Source organism: Aurantimonas marina, from assembly GCF_017183135.1.
Classification (GTDB): Bacteria; Pseudomonadota; Alphaproteobacteria; order Rhizobiales; family Rhizobiaceae; genus Aurantimonas; species Aurantimonas marina.
Genome location: NZ_JADDXW010000014.1, coordinates 17,316 through 35,050, shown reverse-complemented (window position 1 = coordinate 35,050; position 17,735 = coordinate 17,316). Strand labels below are relative to the sequence as shown.

Annotated in this window: 7 protein-coding genes; 1 reads left to right on the top strand and 6 read right to left on the bottom strand. The window is 63.9% G+C overall.

Annotated features, from left to right (window positions below):
• The first annotated feature begins 85 nt into the window (after window positions 1–85).
• Window positions 86–1,954 (top strand): type II toxin-antitoxin system HipA family toxin, encoded by a 1,869-nt coding sequence (locus tag ING15_RS15025; RefSeq protein ID WP_206455655.1) that lies wholly within the window; start codon window positions 86–88, stop codon window positions 1,952–1,954.
• A 10-nt stretch (window positions 1,955–1,964) separates the two neighbouring features.
• Here the strand turns inward: ING15_RS15025 and ING15_RS15020 are convergent, their stop codons facing one another.
• From ING15_RS15020 to ING15_RS14995, 6 genes are all read right to left on the bottom strand, one after another.
• A complete protein-coding gene (locus ING15_RS15020; RefSeq protein ID WP_206455654.1) occupies window positions 1,965–5,093 on the bottom strand; it encodes a helicase-related protein in 3,129 nt (1,042 codons plus the stop codon).
• Window positions 5,083–6,939: a phospholipase D family protein gene (locus tag ING15_RS15015; protein WP_206455653.1), complete on the bottom strand. Its 1,857-nt coding sequence runs from the start codon at window positions 6,937–6,939 to the stop codon at window positions 5,083–5,085. Before ING15_RS15015 ends, ING15_RS15020 begins: the two co-directional genes overlap by 11 nt.
• A complete protein-coding gene (locus ING15_RS15010) occupies window positions 6,929–8,053 on the bottom strand; it encodes a DUF6361 family protein (protein ID WP_232845791.1) in 1,125 nt (374 codons plus the stop codon). The genes ING15_RS15015 and ING15_RS15010 overlap by 11 nt, the downstream gene beginning before the upstream one ends.
• Window positions 8,054–8,170: 117 nt before the next feature.
• The gene (locus tag ING15_RS15005) at window positions 8,171–11,512 is read right to left on the bottom strand and encodes a DEAD/DEAH box helicase (protein WP_206455651.1); all 3,342 of its coding nucleotides are present in this window, start codon (window positions 11,510–11,512) and stop codon (window positions 8,171–8,173) included.
• Between the two features lie 23 nt (window positions 11,513–11,535).
• Entirely contained in the window at window positions 11,536–14,940 is a 3,405-nt protein-coding gene (locus tag ING15_RS15000; RefSeq protein WP_206455650.1) for a UvrD-helicase domain-containing protein, read from the bottom strand.
• Window positions 14,940–17,600 (bottom strand): PD-(D/E)XK nuclease family protein, encoded by a 2,661-nt coding sequence (locus ING15_RS14995; protein ID WP_206455649.1) that lies wholly within the window; start codon window positions 17,598–17,600, stop codon window positions 14,940–14,942. Before ING15_RS14995 ends, ING15_RS15000 begins: the two co-directional genes overlap by 1 nt.
• Between the last annotated feature and the right edge of the window lie 135 nt (window positions 17,601–17,735).

The following is a 17,735-nucleotide window of genomic DNA, read 5'->3' as shown; positions in this document are numbered from 1 at the left end:
GGAGAATCTGAGGATTATCGCGCATTCCAGATGCGCGATAATCCTTGAATCATCGCGCTGACTGTGCGATTAACGCGCATCTGAAATGCGGGATCATCCTGTGGCTATCCACCTTGTGGGAGAGACGATCGATGCCAAGCGGGCGCATCAGCGCGCGCAGGGCGGCGAGCTGATCCAGCTCGTCCGGGGCGTCTATGTCGATCATAACGGCGACGCTGAGGCAAGCATCCTGGGGCATGCCGTCCGCATCGCCCACTATCTATACCCCAACGCCTATCTCTCGTCCGCAAGCGCGGTTCTGCTCGCGCCCACGCCAGACGGACGGCTGTTCATCTGTGGTCGCCGCAACCAACGCACGCGGTTGGGCACGCTCGAGATCGTTCAGAACCAAGCCCCGGCACACCCCTCGACGGCGATCGCGGTGATTGGCGACGATCTCGGAGAGCTGCGCGTTGCCGCGTCGTCGCCACGCCAACGCTTCCTCGAAGCCTTCCGCCTGCGAAGCGAACACGCCAGCGCCGTCACAGTCGAAATGCGCGCCCAGATGGCCGCCCGGTTGGTGGAGGAGCATGGAACGCCACGCGCGGCGGCTGACGCCGTCTGGGCGCTGGCGCGTGAGAATGAATGGTATCGCGAGGGAGAAGGCGCTGAACGCTTCCTGTTGACGCAGCCCGGCGCGGCCAAGGTCCCCGTCAACAAGGCGGCGCTCGATCTTATGGTCGCCTGGCACGGCGAACCTCTGGGCCGCCTGACCCATGACGGTTTCGAATGGCGCTGGAAGGCTCAGAGACGGGTGGGTCCGGCGCTGGTCCGCGAGACGACGCCGGGCAAGCTGCCGGCGTTCATCGAGTCGCTGCTGCCGGAGGGCTGGCTTGCCCAGGTCCTCCATGAGCGCGATGAACGCGAGGCGCTGCGGCGTGGCCGACGCTACATGTCCAACATCGTCATCGTCGAGGACCGCGAGGAACTGGCGACATTGCCTGCCGATGTGCTCACCACCACGCTCGCCACCTTCCTTGACGCGGGCCGCTTCACAGGCGTGTATGCCGGACCAGCGCGTGGCGAGATCGAGGAGACCTTCGAGCAGAACCTGGCGCGCATCTTCGCGCGCGCCGAAACGCCACGCCTATCGGGCGTCCAGATCAAGGCGCCGATGAGCCTGACGCCGGATGGCGCCCTCGTTCCGGCCATCGACCAACCCTTCACCCACATTCTCAAGCCTGCCGGGACGGCAGGCTTCGAGACGCTGCCAATCGTGGAATGGCTGTGCCTGGAGCTTGGACGAGCGGGCGGGTTCGAGGTGCCCGACGCGGCCCTGATCGAGATGCCCGACGGCATGTCGCCGGCCCTGGTCGTGGAGCGGTTTGATATCCGGCACGACCCTCAGGATGACCGTCGTCTGGCGATGGAGGACTTCTGCTCCATCTTGGACCTTCCAGCTTCGGCAAAATATGATGGCACGATCGAGCGCATGGCGCGGGGCCTGCGTCCGCTTTCGACCGATCCTGCCGCGGACCTCGACATCTTGTTTCGCCGCGCGGTCTTCGCCTGGTTGATTGCCGATGGCGATATGCACCTGAAAAACCTTGCGATGCTTAAGACGGCAGACGCGGGCGCTAAGGCATTCATGACAGTGCGTTTCGCGCCGCTCTACGATGCTGTCACCACGCGAGTCTTTCCGGGCCTTGGCGGTGATCGGATGGCTCTGAAGCTGAACGGCAAGGATGATCGGCTGACCCGCCAGGACTTCCTCGCGCTGGCCCGCACGATCGGTCTGACGGTCGGCGACGCCGAGGCGGCTATCGGCGAACTTGCCGGGCGACTGGCCGAGCGTGCCAAGACGCTGCACCTGCCGGCATTCGCGGCTGAGGCCGAGGCGGCAAGGGCAGCGCAACCCAAGGTGATCGCCCTCGTTGAGGAACGCTGCGCCACATTTGCTGGCGACGCTGGATAGGCCTTTGGGCTTATGGCTCGAGTCGGATTTGCAGCTCCGCGAGATCCTCGGCGGCGGTGTCGGTTCCGAGCAGACTGCGGAGATACTCCAGCAGGTCTTCCTGGCGGGGTTGACCAAAGGCCAGGCGATAGACTGTCAGACTTCGCTTGAGCCATTCCAGCCGGCGAACCTCGCGGCTGAACGGGAGCATGGGAACACGCCGCTCGACTTTGACCGGGCCTTCGTAGATCCAATACGGAATGAGATCTGTATCGACCTCGGTTTCGGCTCGGGCGGCGTCGAACATCGTTTTCCAGGGATCGTCAGGGATTGCGACCTGGCCTCTGACGACGTCGATCTGTCGATACGCCAAGTTTAGTCGGATCGCATGGCCCTTGAAGCGATGAACACGCCCCTCACGCTGCTCCAGATCGACCGGGTTGCCGGGAAGATTCCAGTGATAGACGCGGTAGCAATAGGGGTGGAAGTCTAGCCCTTCCTGTCCGACCGAGGTTGTGGCGAGGGCAAAAGGACGAAAGGGCGAGTTGAAAGCATCACGCACGCTTCCCAGGCGCGCCGCGCCGCCTTCCTCGTCCTTGTAGTCGGCTAGGCGCATGGCGAAGCGGCCGCGCATTTGGAACTTGTTGATGACCAGCTTCTTCCCATCGACCGTCGGATCCTCGACGTCGATCTGTGATGGACGAATTGCCAAGGCCTCCGAGATGGCTTTGCCGACCCCGGCGACGCGCTCTGCAGATGGCCGTGCGCCGAGCCCTTCGGCATCGACAAGGTAGTGAACATATTCGTCAAGAACGGCCTGGAGATTATGCTCCACGCCGTAGGTCAGGACGCGGCGCCAGTATCGATCATCATCGTCTTTGCGCAGGAGGGCGACGGCATCATGCTGGTTGAAGAGCGTGCGAAAGCCCCAGGCGACCTGGTTGGCGGCCTTCAGAAGCCGGTGATCATCCCAAGCAAGGTCCGGTGCGATCCGACGCAAGGCACGCAGGGCACATACCGCGGGACTTCCCAGCGAGACGTCAACGAGCAGGTCGATCAGTGTTTCAGGCACCGGCCCGAACTGGCGGTCAGTCGCCACTGTCCGCAGCTCGGCGACGTGCTCCTTGAAGCCCTCCTCGTTGCCAAGCGTGGCGAAGCCGTAAGGCGAATCCACCCAGGCGACGGAGTTTGCATCCGCCATTGCGTCGATAGCGGCCGGTGCGGCCCATTCCCAATCTCGACCGTCGGCAATTTCTCCCGATCGCTCTGTTAGCGCTTCGACACTTTCGCGCAGACGCTCGGCGACGGCCTTGCGCATGGCTTCGACCGACAGGGGTTCGGGATGAGCAGCGAAGATCGCAAGCGGATCGGCTAGGCGCGCCAGCGTCGGAGACGGATACACCAAGTGCATCGCGCGCATGGCCACAAGCCGCCCTTGATCCTGCCTGAACTGGATAGGGCGAGGACGCACATGGCCGAAGTAACGCTGACCGGCTGTGCCAACCCCCATTCGCCGTTCGGCTTCGTAGGACAAGATGGCCGCGATCGCATCCGGGACCATCGACCAGGAGGAGAAGATCAGCGCCTTGGTCAGGGGCGGTCCCTGCCGATCAGGCCCATAGTAGGCCAGGGAAGGTGGGATCCAGAGATGCTGATCGAGACCGTCTCCGAACACATCGTCCATAACGCCGCGCATCCGGCCGTTGGCCGGCTCGAGCGGTTCATAGGTATCGAGGCGGTCGTGGTTGAGCTCGGCCGAACGGGCGTGAACGAGGGCTTTGCGCAGGTTAGGGGCGGGCTTGTCGAGGTTGTCTTTCAAAAGGCGCTTGAGGGCGTAATCCCGCATGAAATTCAGCAGATAGGGCGCTGATTTCCAGTATTCGGTAATCTCGGGCGCATCGAGGGCGCGCGCCACATCCGAGACGACGGCTGCCTGGCGCAGATCCGTGGGCTGAATAGTGATCGCCATCGAAGGCTCGCCAACCATCGAATCCCGATCGATCGTGCTGGCAACACGCTCGGTACGCGCCATGACTTTGCGGAGGTGCCGCTCAACGCTGCGGCGGGCAGTGATCGCTTCGGGCCGGGCGTCTGGAAGGGCGTGGAGAAAGCCCCGGAATTGCCGCATCTCGGCTTCCAGCGTGGCTGCGATCTGTGGGCCGTTGGTGCGGCCGTAAAGGAACGACAAGGTCTCCAGAAAATCTCGGTAATGTTCGCCGTCATCGGGTTCATCACCCGACAGCGTCAACATTCGATAGGGCGTCGCCGACAGCAGCAGCGTGCGCGCCGCATGGCCGTTGCCATCGGAGTAATCGAACAGCTCGCGCGCAAGATCGGCGGCTGGGGTCTCGCCGTGCAGCAAATCCCGAAAGCGCTGAAACTCGTCCATAATGATCAGGTCAGGCTTCAGCGCGTCGATGCAGGCGTGCGAGAGCTTGCCCCGCAGCCTGCCGACCAGCGCGTTGCGACGCTGGCCCAGCTCATAGGGGTAGGATTCCCGACGACGCGGGAAGAGATCGCAGACGGCCTCAAGCTCTTCGAACAAGACGGTGTCGGATTCAACGTCGCGGCGGAAGCGGTCGATGATCCGCTGATCGACGCCGTCGAGCGTCAGATCGCGGACCGCGCCGTTCCAACCGTCGACGCCGGCGGTGACCTGGAGCAGATTGTGAAGACCGCGCGGCCGTGAGACGCGATCCTCCAGCATCCGCAGGAGGAGGGCCCGTTCGCGCGTCACGCCCGTAGTTGATCGCAGGTCGAAGGTCGTGCCCGGCGTCAAGCTGATGAAATTGACCTTGTTGGCGTCCAGACCCTGGTCACCACGCACCTGAAGCGGGATCAGCGTCATCCGCGTCGGCAGCGCCAGTTCGCGCCGGTTGAGGACGTTCAGGCGATTGAGGTTCTGCGCCGCGATCGCCTGATTGGAGCAGATATAGAGGATGTCGATCCGGTCGGTCGTGTCCCAGAGCTTCTCGATGGTCCGCGCGATGACGCCGCGGGCCACCATGGTCTTACCCAGCCCGACCTCATCTGCGACCAGGAACTGTCGGATGGGGTCCTGATCGCCGTAAAGCCGATCAAACACATAATCGACAGTACGACGCTGGAAAGCCTTGAGCGGCGCGATCGCGGTTGCGGCTTCAAAACGCTTATCCGGCATAGTCTGCGCCCTGATCCTGGAGCGCGATGCGGAAGGCATCCCACAAAGTGCGGAAATCGGCCGGGATGGGGTCGGCGCCAGTGTCGTTCCCAGCCTCCAGGCGGGTCATCAGCCGCTCGATGGCGTGGAGCCGTTCGCCGCCGCGGCACAGGGCACGGACCATGTCTTCCAGCAGCGGCGCATCATCAGCCGCTGCGGTCCAGGCTGTGGCTCCCGAGCCATCTTGCGCCGCCAGGGCTGCGCTGAACGGGTCACCGAGTTCGGAGAGCAAGAGCCGGAGGTAACGGAAGAAGGCGTCGCGGCTGTCGATCACCCAGCGCAGAATGGCGGCATGTCGTTCGGCCGGAAGCCCATCCATCATCAAGCTGGTGCTGAACAGCACGGACGCCTTTTCGTTCTCGTCTGTCAGCCGGAATGCAAGGAAGCGAGTGAGGTCGACCATGGGCATGGCCCCCAGATCGACCGACTCGCCAGACCGCAATGCCGACAGGACGTGGCAGGCATGACCGTCGCCGCGTGTGATTGGCCATGCGCTAAGGGAACCGATGCCCTTGAGCGGCAGAGGTTCCGACGGCGTCAGCCAGACGCGCCACGGATTCTCTCCGGCGTCTTCGCTCTCGATCCGTTCGCAGCGCAGCCGCAGCCCGCCTCGGCATAGGGCGCGGCGGGCGTCATCAAGCCGCGCCTCAGCCGTAACCACTGCTGGATCGACGGGGTCCAATTCACTGGGGACGAAGGCGCGGGTCAGGCGACCAAAGCCTTTCTCTCCCATAATTTGCTCGATGCTGCCGACCTTGGAGCGTTTGCCCTGAAGCGAGGCGAACAGCTCGACATTGTTGCCCGAGAGCAGGGCCGGTCGGGTCGCATTGCCTGACCCGATCGTTAGGACGGTGTCCCAGCCGATCTCGGCGATGAAGGCTTTCGCATGGAGTCCCTGCAGCGCGCTTGCGGAGACTTCCTCGCCGTCTTCGCTGGCGGCCATCTCGTCGAGAACGGAAACGCGTTCGAAGGTGTCGAGCGTGGCTGTATCGATGCAGGCTAATTGATCGGGCCGACTTATGATGATCGGCTTTTCCGCCGTCGGCAGACCCGCCAACAGAACGAGTGCGTCGGTGTCGCAGAAGGGGGAGATCACTCCCAGTCGCGTGCACGCCGCCGGCTGCCAGATCTTGCCGCCAAACCCGTTAAGGGCGAAGGCCACGTCTTCAAAGCGGTCCGGCATCGTCCATTTGGCGCGGCGGGCGTCCTCGGCAATCTCGACAGTCAGGGCGCGCGCTTCATCGGATATGCCGGCGACCGCCAGGTCCGGCAGACGAGTGAGCAGATCGAAAAGTGGCCGGTTCTTGGTGTCGGGTCGGCGCGTAAGCTCGCCATCGAGGCGGAGTGAGATGTCCCAGGAACGGTCCCGCGTAAGGTTTCGCGAGAGGACGAGGAGCCGCAACAATGTTGGATCCTCGGCACGGGTCGGCCGATAGCGCAAGACCCACATCTTCGGATGGAATGCGCCGCCACGGGGCGCGGCGACCTCGACGATGATCCGTTCCAGAAGCGAACAGAGGCGCGAGTGAGGTCGGCTTTGGGCGTGGAGATGCCCGGCATCGGCAAAAACCACGAGACGTCCCGCAATCCGTTCGGCCCCCTCGAGCAGAGCTAATGGATGCGAGAGAATGTCGTCACGATTCTCCGCGGCGAATAAGGCCAGGCTCACCGGAGCGGCCAGCGCCGTCTCGAAATCGAGCGAGAAGGTTGTCGCGACCGCAGCGTCGAAGACATAGCCCGGCGGAGGCTGGAGGCTGTCGCCGTAGAGCACACGGGTCTCGGGATCGAGCGTCGGCCTATTGAGCATCGGCGAGATCCCGCAGGTGCGATCTGCCCTGCGCCCAGCGGAACGACAGCCGCTCAACGCCCGACGCGCCGGTCCAGCGGTCCCGCACAGCCCGGTTGGCGAACCGCGACTGGCTGGTCTTCAGCCGTCGCTCGCGATCCTGCACCATGCGCGCGGCGGGTGTCAGACGGCCTTCGCCAACGTCACCGGACCGAACCAGCGCCAGCCATTCGGTGACGAAGCGCTTTGCGGCAGGCCGGATGCGGTTCGCGGGATGATCAATGGCCTGCCAGAAGGTGTCGAGCGACCATGCGCGGATCGTCGGCATATCCAAGCCCTCGCGCCATTCCTGCAGGCGCGATTGATACTCCTCGATCCAGTCAGGCTTCTCTCGCATCTGGCTTAGAAGCAGATTGTAGAGGAGCGAGGCGCCGTGCATCACGCTCGAAAACAACTCGCCATGACCGACCAGCGAGCGGGTATCACCGGGGAAATCCGCGAGATGCGGATGCTCCCAGATATAGCGGCAGTCGGCTTTGCCGCTGCCGGTGCGGGCAAGGAACGCCAGCAGGCTGCGGGGTTGCTGCGCCACCAGCCGGTCAATGATGAACTGGGCCTCATCAGGCGTGAGGCGGAAGCGCGCCGCTTCAAGGATTTCCTTGGGCCGGGGCGGCAGCACGGGCGTCCAGATTTGAAGGGCTTGGGCTTCCGACGCGGCATCTTCACTTTCGCGGACCCGCGGCCGGTTGCGCTGGAGGTGGCGCATGGAGGAGAAAAGATTGTCGGTCGAACCCGGAAAGAGACGGATGCCCCAAGTGCCTAGTCCGGCCCAATAGACGGAGCTGGGGAGCCTCTGAAGATCAGCGCCAGCATCGCGGCCGATGATGCCGTTCGATTCTCCGCCTGCCTTGAGTGCGTTGGCCAGCCTGTTTTCTAGCGCGCGGGCTTCGGTCGCGAGCTGATCCGGCCCGGCCGCCGAGCCTTCCAGCATCTGAAAGAGCCAGGGGATGAAGAGCATGTAGCGCAAGCGCGTCTGGATGGTGCTGGTCCCGGGGAACAGGTGGTCAGCAATGGAATCCCTAATGCCGCCCAAACCGAGTTCGTCGCGGGTCTCGCGTTCCTGAAACAGCGCCATGATCCGTTGCGCCCGCTGACGCTCGGCTTCGTCGAAATCAATCCAGGCAAGTGACGACATTGGCCCCCGCAATTCTGTCTTCGGGCGACCAGCGCCGGTGTTGAACGAACGTGGGCATCAGTCGCTACCGATGATCCGCAGGCGCATGGCGCGGGTTTCCAGCAGATATGTCTCGACGCCGGCAAGCAGATGCAGACCCTCCTCGCCTATGGCTTGGCGGGAAAGACCAGGCTGCACAATGCGAACGTCGTATTCGAAGCGATGGTCCTGCCAGCCGGCTTTCAGCTTCTTGATCATGGCCGCCGAACCCCGCTCGATCCGCGAGCTGAGCCCCCTGTCGCGCCGCATCTGTTCGCGCTTCAGCATGTGCTGGAGCATCCGGTTGGGCCGATCACGCCACCTGGCCGATTTCTGAGCTTGCCCGCACACCTCGTAGAGGTCGTTGAGCCGAGCGCCGGGCGTTGCGGTGCTCGAATATTTGCAATGAAACAAGGTCACCGACACGACGCTGTCGGTGATGCGCAATGCGACCACATCGGCGATTTCACCTTTGCCGTCGTCGTCAAAGATGATGTCATAGGGCTCGGTGTCGGCCAACAAGGTTTCGATGACCAGCCGCTGGACCGAATCGACCCGCTTCTCGACACCCTGCGCTTCGGCGCGGATGTTGGTTTTCGACCAGTCCCCCACCTCGATCTTCTCGTGCGGATAGGGTTGAACCATTTCGCCTTCAGGCAGGGCGTAGAGGTGGCTGTAGATCAGCAGGGAGCCGTCACCGAAGTCGATCTGCGGCGCATCATCGGCGAAGGACTCCGAAAGCGTCTGGATCTTGCTGCCGACCTTGATCGTCGCCTTGGGGCCGTTGCGCTGGGGGTAGCGCGCTCCGCCATCGGCAAAGACGATCTCGAACTCGGCGGACTGGTCGTCGCTTCGCACGGCAAAGCGCAGCGGCCCGGTTCGCGCATTGTCGAGCAGTTCGATGTCGCATTCGGTGAACAGGACTGGTTTGTCGCCGAAGGTAATTTCGATGCGGTCTTCGATCTGCATCAGAAGCGATTCCGGCCAATGAATCGCCACGGGCGGGACCGCCGGGCGATCACTGATCTGGCGCGGTCGCATAGCGCTCTTGAACACACCGTCGGTGGTGATGCTGGGATCATTCACGGCGCGGCCGACATCCTGACACCAGTCGACCCAGTCGGTGAGATCACGCACTTTGGAGATCGACCAGAACTTGCCTTTGGCCGAGCAGCCTCGCGAAGCCGGCGAGCCGTCGAGAAACCCGGTGGCGGAGACGTTGTTCTTGATCCGTGATTGGGATTTGGCGCTATCCAGCCCGTCGGCCACATCGACACCCATATACATGGAATAGCGAACGCCGCGGCCCTGATGGTGAGTGAGGCCGAGGTTGCGCAGGATCAGGCGTTTGAAGCCATGCAGGCTGCGGAAGACATCTTCGCCCTCTACGCGGCGGGCCGTCTCGCCGCAAACGGCCTTGGCCAGCCGGTCGAACGGTCCTTTGGCCGAACTGCTGATATAGAGCAGGCCGCTTGCCTGGTCCCAATGCAGCATATGCAGGTCCCACGTCACGTTGATGGCGTGCTGCGCCGTCGTCCAGCGGGCCTGTTCCTCCGCCCGGGTGACGAAGATCGCCACGCGCTGGTGCGGATTGATTTTCATGCCGAGGTAGAAGCCGGGGTCGTATAGATCTTCGGCTTGGAAGGGATCCCAGCTCTCGCACGAAGTCCGGTACACGACCGCGTTCATCTTCGGCTCGAGGGTTTGCAACGGGATGTCGTCAAGATCGCCGGTGAAGCCTTTGAACATCTCGGCACGCCGGACCTGGCGCTCGATCTTGGCCGAACTCAGCGCCTCAACCAGCGCGTTCCAATCAGCGTCTTCGGCATAGAGCTTCGCCAGCGATCGATCGATGTCGTCGATGCCGGTGTTTGCGATGACGGTCGCATCACCCAAGGTCGGGTCTTGGCGAGTGAAGCGGCCAACAAACTGGATCGTGACCGCGATGCTTTTGTGGTGGTCGTGCAGAGCCGCGATTTTCAGCTCAGGAAGATCGAATCCTTCACCCAGCATGTCGACACAGACGATGATCCGGCTCTCGAACCGTCGAAGCGCCGCAAGATTTTCGCGTCTCTCGCGCAGCGGCTGCTGGCTGTGGACGATGACGGGGCGATGTACCGGATAGGTCTCGGTGTAGAGGCGGTGCAAGTGCTTTGCGCGTTCGATCGTACTGCAACGCGCCATGGCGAGGTGGTTGAGGCCAGCCGCGAGATCCTCGGTAAGGACTTCGCCAAGCTTTTCGGCAATCGCCAAGTCGGCGTCAGGACGATCAAGTCCGAAGACGGCCTCGAACCGGATGGGTTTGAAATAGCCTTCTTCCTGCGCCTTCTTCAGGGGGTAGGTATAGATGAACTCACCGTCCACGCGCCGCCCGTCCTCGCGAAACGGGGTGGCGGTGAACTGGACGATCGGGATCGGCGGTTTGCGGTCGACGAAGAGACCGCGAAATTCCGACCATGTCCGGGCGCCGATATGGTGGGCCTCATCGATGAACAGCGCTGCGGCTCGCGCCGCCATCTGTTCTTGAACCTGGGGGTCTGCCCGCCCGGCGATGTGCATGGTGGTGACGATGACGTTGGCCGTGTCGAAGCTCTGATCGACCTCCGCAACAGACGAGGGGATGTGCGCAAGACGGGTCACCACGGGATAGTCGGCTGATGCGTCGAGGCACGCCTGGCTCTTGAGGACGCCAAAGGTCTCGAATTTCCCGGCGATCTGTTCGCGAAGGGCGTCGGTTGGAACCACGACCAGCAACCGGTCAAATTGCTGGCGAGCGTTCAGAGCCAGCATGGTCTCTGTCTTGCCCGTGCCGGTCGGCATGACGATAGTCGCGGCCTCGGTCGAACGTGTCGCGTGCGCGAGGGCCGCGTGGAGCGCGCCAATCTGGGGTCGTCTCAATCCGGGAACGGCTGGCTTGCCGTCCACGGCCGCCCGGCCTTCGCGCAGATGGAAGGCGTCATCCCAGGACACGGTAACGGCCGCAAGCCGGGCCGTCATATCTGGAACGCTGACCAGAGCGGGATTGAGGGGTGTGGGACGGAGCCAACGCCCTTCTCCACGCTCCAGCGCTTCCTTGATCTCCTTCGGGTGCTGAGCCTCGGGTACGAGCAGGATGAGGTCAGCATCCAGCTTAGTCGCCGTCTTTCCGCTGAGTATGATGAGGGTCTGGCCGTTTGACAGCGTCGTCTCAAATCCTCCGACACGCCGAACCGTGAAAGGCTTGAGCCGGCAAATGGCTTCTGTCGATGGCACCGCCTGCTGGCGCGTTGTGCTGCCCAAGACTTTGCCCTCGACGGCCATTCGCGCCGGGAGGGGCAGCGATACCTCCTCGGTGAAGAGGTCGTCCTGCCCGGGAGCGGTGGCGTCTGTTCGTGCGTGCATCGATCCTCCCCAGCGCCTGCCGCCTACGCCGCGACCGCGGCGACTGGCGAAGGCATAACCGTGAGGATTTCGCCCGACGTCACGAGGACGATCAGCCCCCGTTCGGTCCCGGTCATAACCAGATAATTCCGGACCTGGGCGCGGTAGTGCTCGATGATCTCTGGGCTTGGTTGAACATCGCTCTTCCAGTCGATGACGACCTGCGGTTTTCCATCAGGCCCAAAGCTGATGGCGTCCGCGATGCCTGCGGTTGCCTGTTCAAGGTCGTCGACAAACGCCGAGGCATAGACCGGAAACTCCGGCGCAAGGGTCGGCCGAAGCTCGGCGATTTCGGGCAACGCGAGGGTGCGCGCCACACAGCCCGCGAGCTCGGCCGGCGAAAGCCCTTGGGCGGGATCATCAACCACCGGCTTGTCGATCGCGGCAATGAGCACCTGCGCGCGTTCGGTCAGAGACGCCACATCGTCGGGCGTTTCGCCGGTCAGAACCTCCTCGAGAATCTTGTGCAGGATGAGACCACGTTCGCGTCCGCCCTGGATGCTAGCGAGGGCGGCTTCGCCATGAGGCTGACCTGGGTCGCTTGCTGCCCAGATTTCTGCCGCTTCGGGGGTCACAACAGGCCCGGCGCTGGTTTCGTCGCGGCTTGGCGCTAGCCAGGTCAGGCGACGATGACGGTCTGCGATGGCAGCAGCTTCCGCCGAAAAAATCTCCCGCGTCTGCGGGTTGCTCTGGCCGGCCGGTGCTACTCCCACGTCCGGCGAGAGATGGGACAGATCGAGCGCCGGAAGCTCGCCGAGCGACAGATCGAGGAGGGAGATCCAGGCCGATTTCGACGGTGCGGCGTCAAGCCGAGGCAGGACAAGCAACTCGCGCGCCCGTGTGGCGGCGACATACCAGAGCCGGATGCGCTCGCGGTCGAGCTCGGCTTTTTCCGCGTCGCGGGCGTCGTCATACCCGACCGGCCGGACGCCAAAGACCGGGCAATAGAAGATGTCGCTGTCGCGATCGGTCACGGCGCTTTCCGGCGCCATGATCCCCGTCATTGTATTGACGGGCACCACGATCGGCCATTCCAGGCCCTTGGCGGCGTGCATGGTGTAGAGGGCGATGGCTTCCTCCTGAGCGTCGGGTCGTCCCTCGACTGCACGCGATTCGTCGGTCCAGGCTGCCGTCATGGTCTCGGCAAAGGCGCGAAGGCCCCGAACCGCAAAGGCGGACGTCAGGCTCAGATAGAGATCGACATTGGCGAGTGCGCGTTCCGCTTGTCCGCGGTGCCGTTCGAGCAGGATCGGGCGTACCCGCATCACGTCGATCGCTTGCGACAGGAGGTCGTGCGGCGTTGTGCTGTTGGTCCGACGGTAGAGCGCTTGCAGCTTCTCGATGGACGTCCGGGCAAGCGCGTGCTCGATGCCGCTGGCATCGACCCCGAGATCGAGCCGGGGCAGCGCGTCCGGATAGTCCTCGGAGCGCGGCAGCGCCCAGATGATGTCAAGAAGCTCTTCCTCGGTCAGGCCGACGAGCGGGCCGCGCAGCAGCGCGCCTAGGGCGAGGGTGTCGCGCCGGTCGGCGAGGACGCGGGTCAGCGCGATCAGGTCCTGGATTTCCTGGCGGCGAAACAGTCCTTTGCCTGCCTGGGTCGCGACCGGAATGCCGTGCCGTTCGAGCGCCTCTTCATAGCGCCACAGATCGCTGCCGGTAGGGGCGAGCAAGGCGATGTCGCCCGGCCGGCAGACCCGGCTGGCGCCGCTCCGGCGATCGAGGATCATCTCGCTGCCGATCAGGCGGGCGCACATCTCGGCGACCGCTTCGGCTTCGGCGTCACGCTGCTGTTCGGCCGTGGCCTTACCGTTTTCGTCGGCGACCGCGACGTCCAGGGCTGCGACACACGGCGCTTCTCCGCGATCAGCGTGGAACGGGTCGAGCGCGGTGAAGCCCGGCTGTCCCTCGCTCGATAGCAACGTCTCGAAGCGCTCGTTCACATAAGTGAGAATGGGGGCGCAGGAGCGAAAGTTGGTCGAGATCGACAGGACACGGTCCGGATTCTGGGCGAGAAACGCATCACGTGCCCGCACATAGGCGCTGACATCAGCGCCACGGAAACGATAGATCGCCTGCTTGGGATCGCCGACCAGGAACAGTGCGCCGGGACGGATTTGAAAAGCCGACCAGTCGGTGGTCGAACCGTCTGCGGGCGGTTCGCCGCAGAGACGCCAGAAGATCTCGGTCTGTAGCGGGTCGGTGTCTTGAAACTCATCGACAAGGACATGGGCGAAACGCGCCGCCAGCGACCGGCGAACATCATCATGATCGCGCAGCAAGCCGCGCGCCGCGAAGATCAAGTCGTCGAAATCGAGCAGAGCCGCTGAACGCTTGTGGTCGCGGAAGCGGTGCAGAACCGGTTGAACCTGGGCGATCAGATCGGCTAGCACGCGGCTGGCGACATTCTGGAGCATCGTCTGCCATGCCTCGCGGCACGCCGCATAGTGCCCTTCGGCTGCCGTGTTGAGGCGCTCGCCATCAGCCTTGGCCAAGCCCTCGCGCTTGGCCGCGTCGACCCATTTGCCCTTCTTCTTGAACGCGGAGAAGGCTCCGCTCTTGGTGCAAAGATCGCGGTGCGGCTGCGATACCAGCAGGCGGACCAGCCCAGCCGGCGTTTCGGCAACGGAAGCGTCATCAAGGGCCTGCGCCATTTCGGCAAACCGCTCGGCGATCATCGCTGTTTCTTCCTCGACTGCGGGCGCGGTGCGGATGAACTCAGCGAAGGAGTCCGCTGCAGTGAGGAAGGTTTGAAGGTGCGGCGTCAGCGGAGTGACCGCCGGGGCGGACACCGTTCGACGTCGGCGCAGGTTCGCGACGATCTTGTGGATCAGCCCGACGGTTTCACCGGGATTCTGAAGCACCATTTCAGCGATGATGCCGCCTTCGCCACCTGAAAGTTGCTCACGCAGCCAGGCCTCGACGATCTCGATAAAGGCGACGTCAGCCTGGTTGCGATCCATCACACTGGCGCCCGGATCGATATCAGCCTCGACCGGATAGGGCTTGATCAGACGCTGGCAGAAGCCGTGGATGGTCGAGCAGGTGATCTCGTCGATCGCGACGTTCGCTGCCGCGAGTTGGGCATTCTGGGTGTCCGACAGACCGCCGAGCAAGGCGATCCGCAGTTCGGGCGGAATTTGTCCGGCGGAGAGGTCGTTGACGAAGTCGCGCACCCGGATCAGAAGCTCGCTGGCCGCCAGTTCCGTGAACGTCACCGCCGCGATGGATTTGGGCGCGATGCCTTCGGCCAGCATGACCGCGATGCGACCGGCCATGACAGCCGTCTTGCCGGACCCGGCGCCAGCCTCGACCAGGATCGAGCGATCATGCACGCTGATCGCGTTGCGGCGGGCCGCGTCATCGCGAAGGTCTTTCGTTACAGCGGTCATTACTGCGCCTCCCAGACTTGTGCAGCATCGCCAAACAGTTCGGTCGCGGCCGAGAGCTTGCGCTTGCAATAGGTGGCGCCCGCGTTCGCCGGCAGCGCAAAGGCCAGGTCGTCATAGGTCCCGCCCGTATCCGGTCCGATGAGGGCGTTGCCGGCCGTCAGATTGATGCGCGCCGCCTGCAGATATCCGGTGATCTCGACCAGCGTGGTTTCGGGATCGTCGAGTTGCAGGTCGATTTGGTCGCGCGGATAGAGCAGCGACGCGCTGATCGAGACATCCGCGCCCAGCAACGCCTTCACGGCAAAGGCGTAGAGGCAGCGCTGCAATTCCCGGCCACCGTCCAGGCCGATGTTGTCCTTGGGTGGCCTGCCGGTCTTGTAATCACGGACCAGGACGCGCTTGCCATCGCCTGAGATGTCGAGACGATCAATGTAGCCGGCAATTCGAAACCCGGCGTCGGGGATTTCGACGATCGTTGACGGATCCCACGGGCTCTCGGCAGTCGATTTGGCGCTAGCTCCGCCAAACCCCACTTCGCCATAGGACCGGGCGTCCGGCAGACGCTCATCACCATAGGTAAGCGCGCGGCTGGTGAGCAGGCGCGCTTCATCCAAAGTCCGGCGCCAGATGACAGCGGGCGGGACGGCGCGTTCGCTTTCCCAGACGCCCGAAACCTCGACGGCAGCGTTCTGCACCGCCGCTGCGATCTGGTTTTCGTCGGCCTTGGCGAGGCCTCCTGCCGCTTCCAACTTTTGAAGCGCGAGGTCGAGCGTCATGTGGACGAGGTCCCCCATGCCGAGCGCATCGAGAACCAGGGGATCGGTCCCGCTCTCGGGCATCCGCAAGTGCACCCCGTATTTCCAGAGGAAGCCGAGAGGGCTTCGCAGAAGGAGCTTGAGCGAACTGGCCGACTGAGTTCGGGCCAGGATGGCCAGCAGGAGAGGATGGTCCGCCCGAACTAGACCATCGTGCGGCGTGATTTCCTTGCGGTGCCAGTTGCGCCAGCAGGCCGTCGCGCTGATCGCCTGCGGTTCATGCGCAAACTCTTGCGGACGCGCCATCAGCCGGTCGCTTTCGCTGAAAGCGTGGAGTGGGACCGCGTTGCGGCGGATATAGATCTCGCCGGCGTGATCGCCGAGCAGAGCACTGCGCCCGAGAAGTCTGCCTTCGCTGTCGCGGCGAGACCGCGACAGAATGATCTGGCGCTCGGTCGTCGCGAGAATGGTTTCGAAATCCCGCCGGTCGGCCGCGCCGACCGGGAGCGGATCAAGCTCGACGGTCGGAATGATGTGGTCGGAGATCAGGCGATCTTCCGAAATGCCGCGCGGCCAACGTGCGGAGTTGAGACCGACGAGCCGAACGAGCCGGCGCGGCGACGCAGCCAACGCGCTGGCCGGCATCCAGGCGACGGAGACACAGCCCTCGAGGCCGTCATCCTGTTTTAAGATTTCGAGTGTCGCATCGAGCGATCCGGAGGGACCGGCCAAAAGCGCCTTGCGCCAGATCGCCAGCGCTCGACCGTTGAGAAGCGCGGCGCCGATTTCCTCGGCGGCGGTGTGGCCCTTGGCGAGGAGCGCTACGATGCCGCGCAGTGTCGCGGTGTGATCCTGCGCGTCAGGCCAGTCAGCCGCCGTCAAGCGATTGAGCAAGCGCGTCCAGGCAGCGGCAGAGGCCAGCGGTGCGTCCGACGGAAGGACGCGCATCCAACCCGGAGGCAAGGTCTGGAACGGGCCTGTTTCCGATCCGCAAAGCGCAGCCAGGCGGCGCATGCGCGTCTGCGACAGGCCTCGGATGAGGATATCGGCGAGCGCGGCGGCGGCTTGGCCCTCGCGGGTTGTCGTAACCTTGATCCCGTGAACGAAGTGCAGATCGAGATTGGCGTCGGCGCGAAGTGAGAGGAAGTGGTCATCATATTCGGCCGTCGACGCGCCTGCGATGGCGATGTCCGCCGGCTGGGCCTCGCCGGAGGCCAACAGGCTGCGGGCCCAGCGGATGGCTTCAATGGCCTCATGGTATGCCGTGGCCGCGCTGACGGCGCTGATGGCGGGCGTTTGGGGACCCGTCCGGTTGACGGCCACGCCCGTTGCATCGAGCCAAGCGGGTGTGGAACGCGGACCCGCCGTCCACGTCACCGCGATATGGGTGGTCAGCGCCTGAAGGAGTGGACGCCAGCAGGGCGAAAGCTCGGTGATGCCGACGATCTCGACCGGACCGAGCACCGCCTTGGCATGACCAAGGCGCAGGCTGGCCGCAGCGACGAGATCGGCCGGGCGCATCATCCCTGGCGGCAGTTGCGCCAGCACCGCGGTTTCAAGCCGCGCGATGGAGTCGAGGCGGGGATGGTCCCCCGCGCGCGCCGACAGGTCGATTCCCGCCCGCCACACCTTGCGAAGGGTGTCGGCCGACGCATCGACCATCCCGGGAAGCAGTTTGATGCTTTCCAATTCGCCGAGCGGAGTGGAGGGCAAGACCGTTTGGATCGCGGCGCGCAAACTCTCATCGTCAATCGGCCTGGCGAACCCGCCGGCGAGGCGAACCGCCAATCGTTCGAACGACATGATCTGAAGGCCGTGCTGGCGTTCCCGCGCGGCGGCGAGTCGGTGCTCGCGCATCGCTAGCCGCCCGTGGGCGACGATGGTCCGTCTCCCTGATGCTTCCATCGCTTTTCCCGCCCTAAACCCGTGGAACTGCGCTTTCTTTGGAACGAGGCTACGCACCCCGTCCATAGCGACGCATTCCACCTTGACCCAAGCGCCCTTCGCGAATAGAAAATAGATGGATCGTATAGATATGTC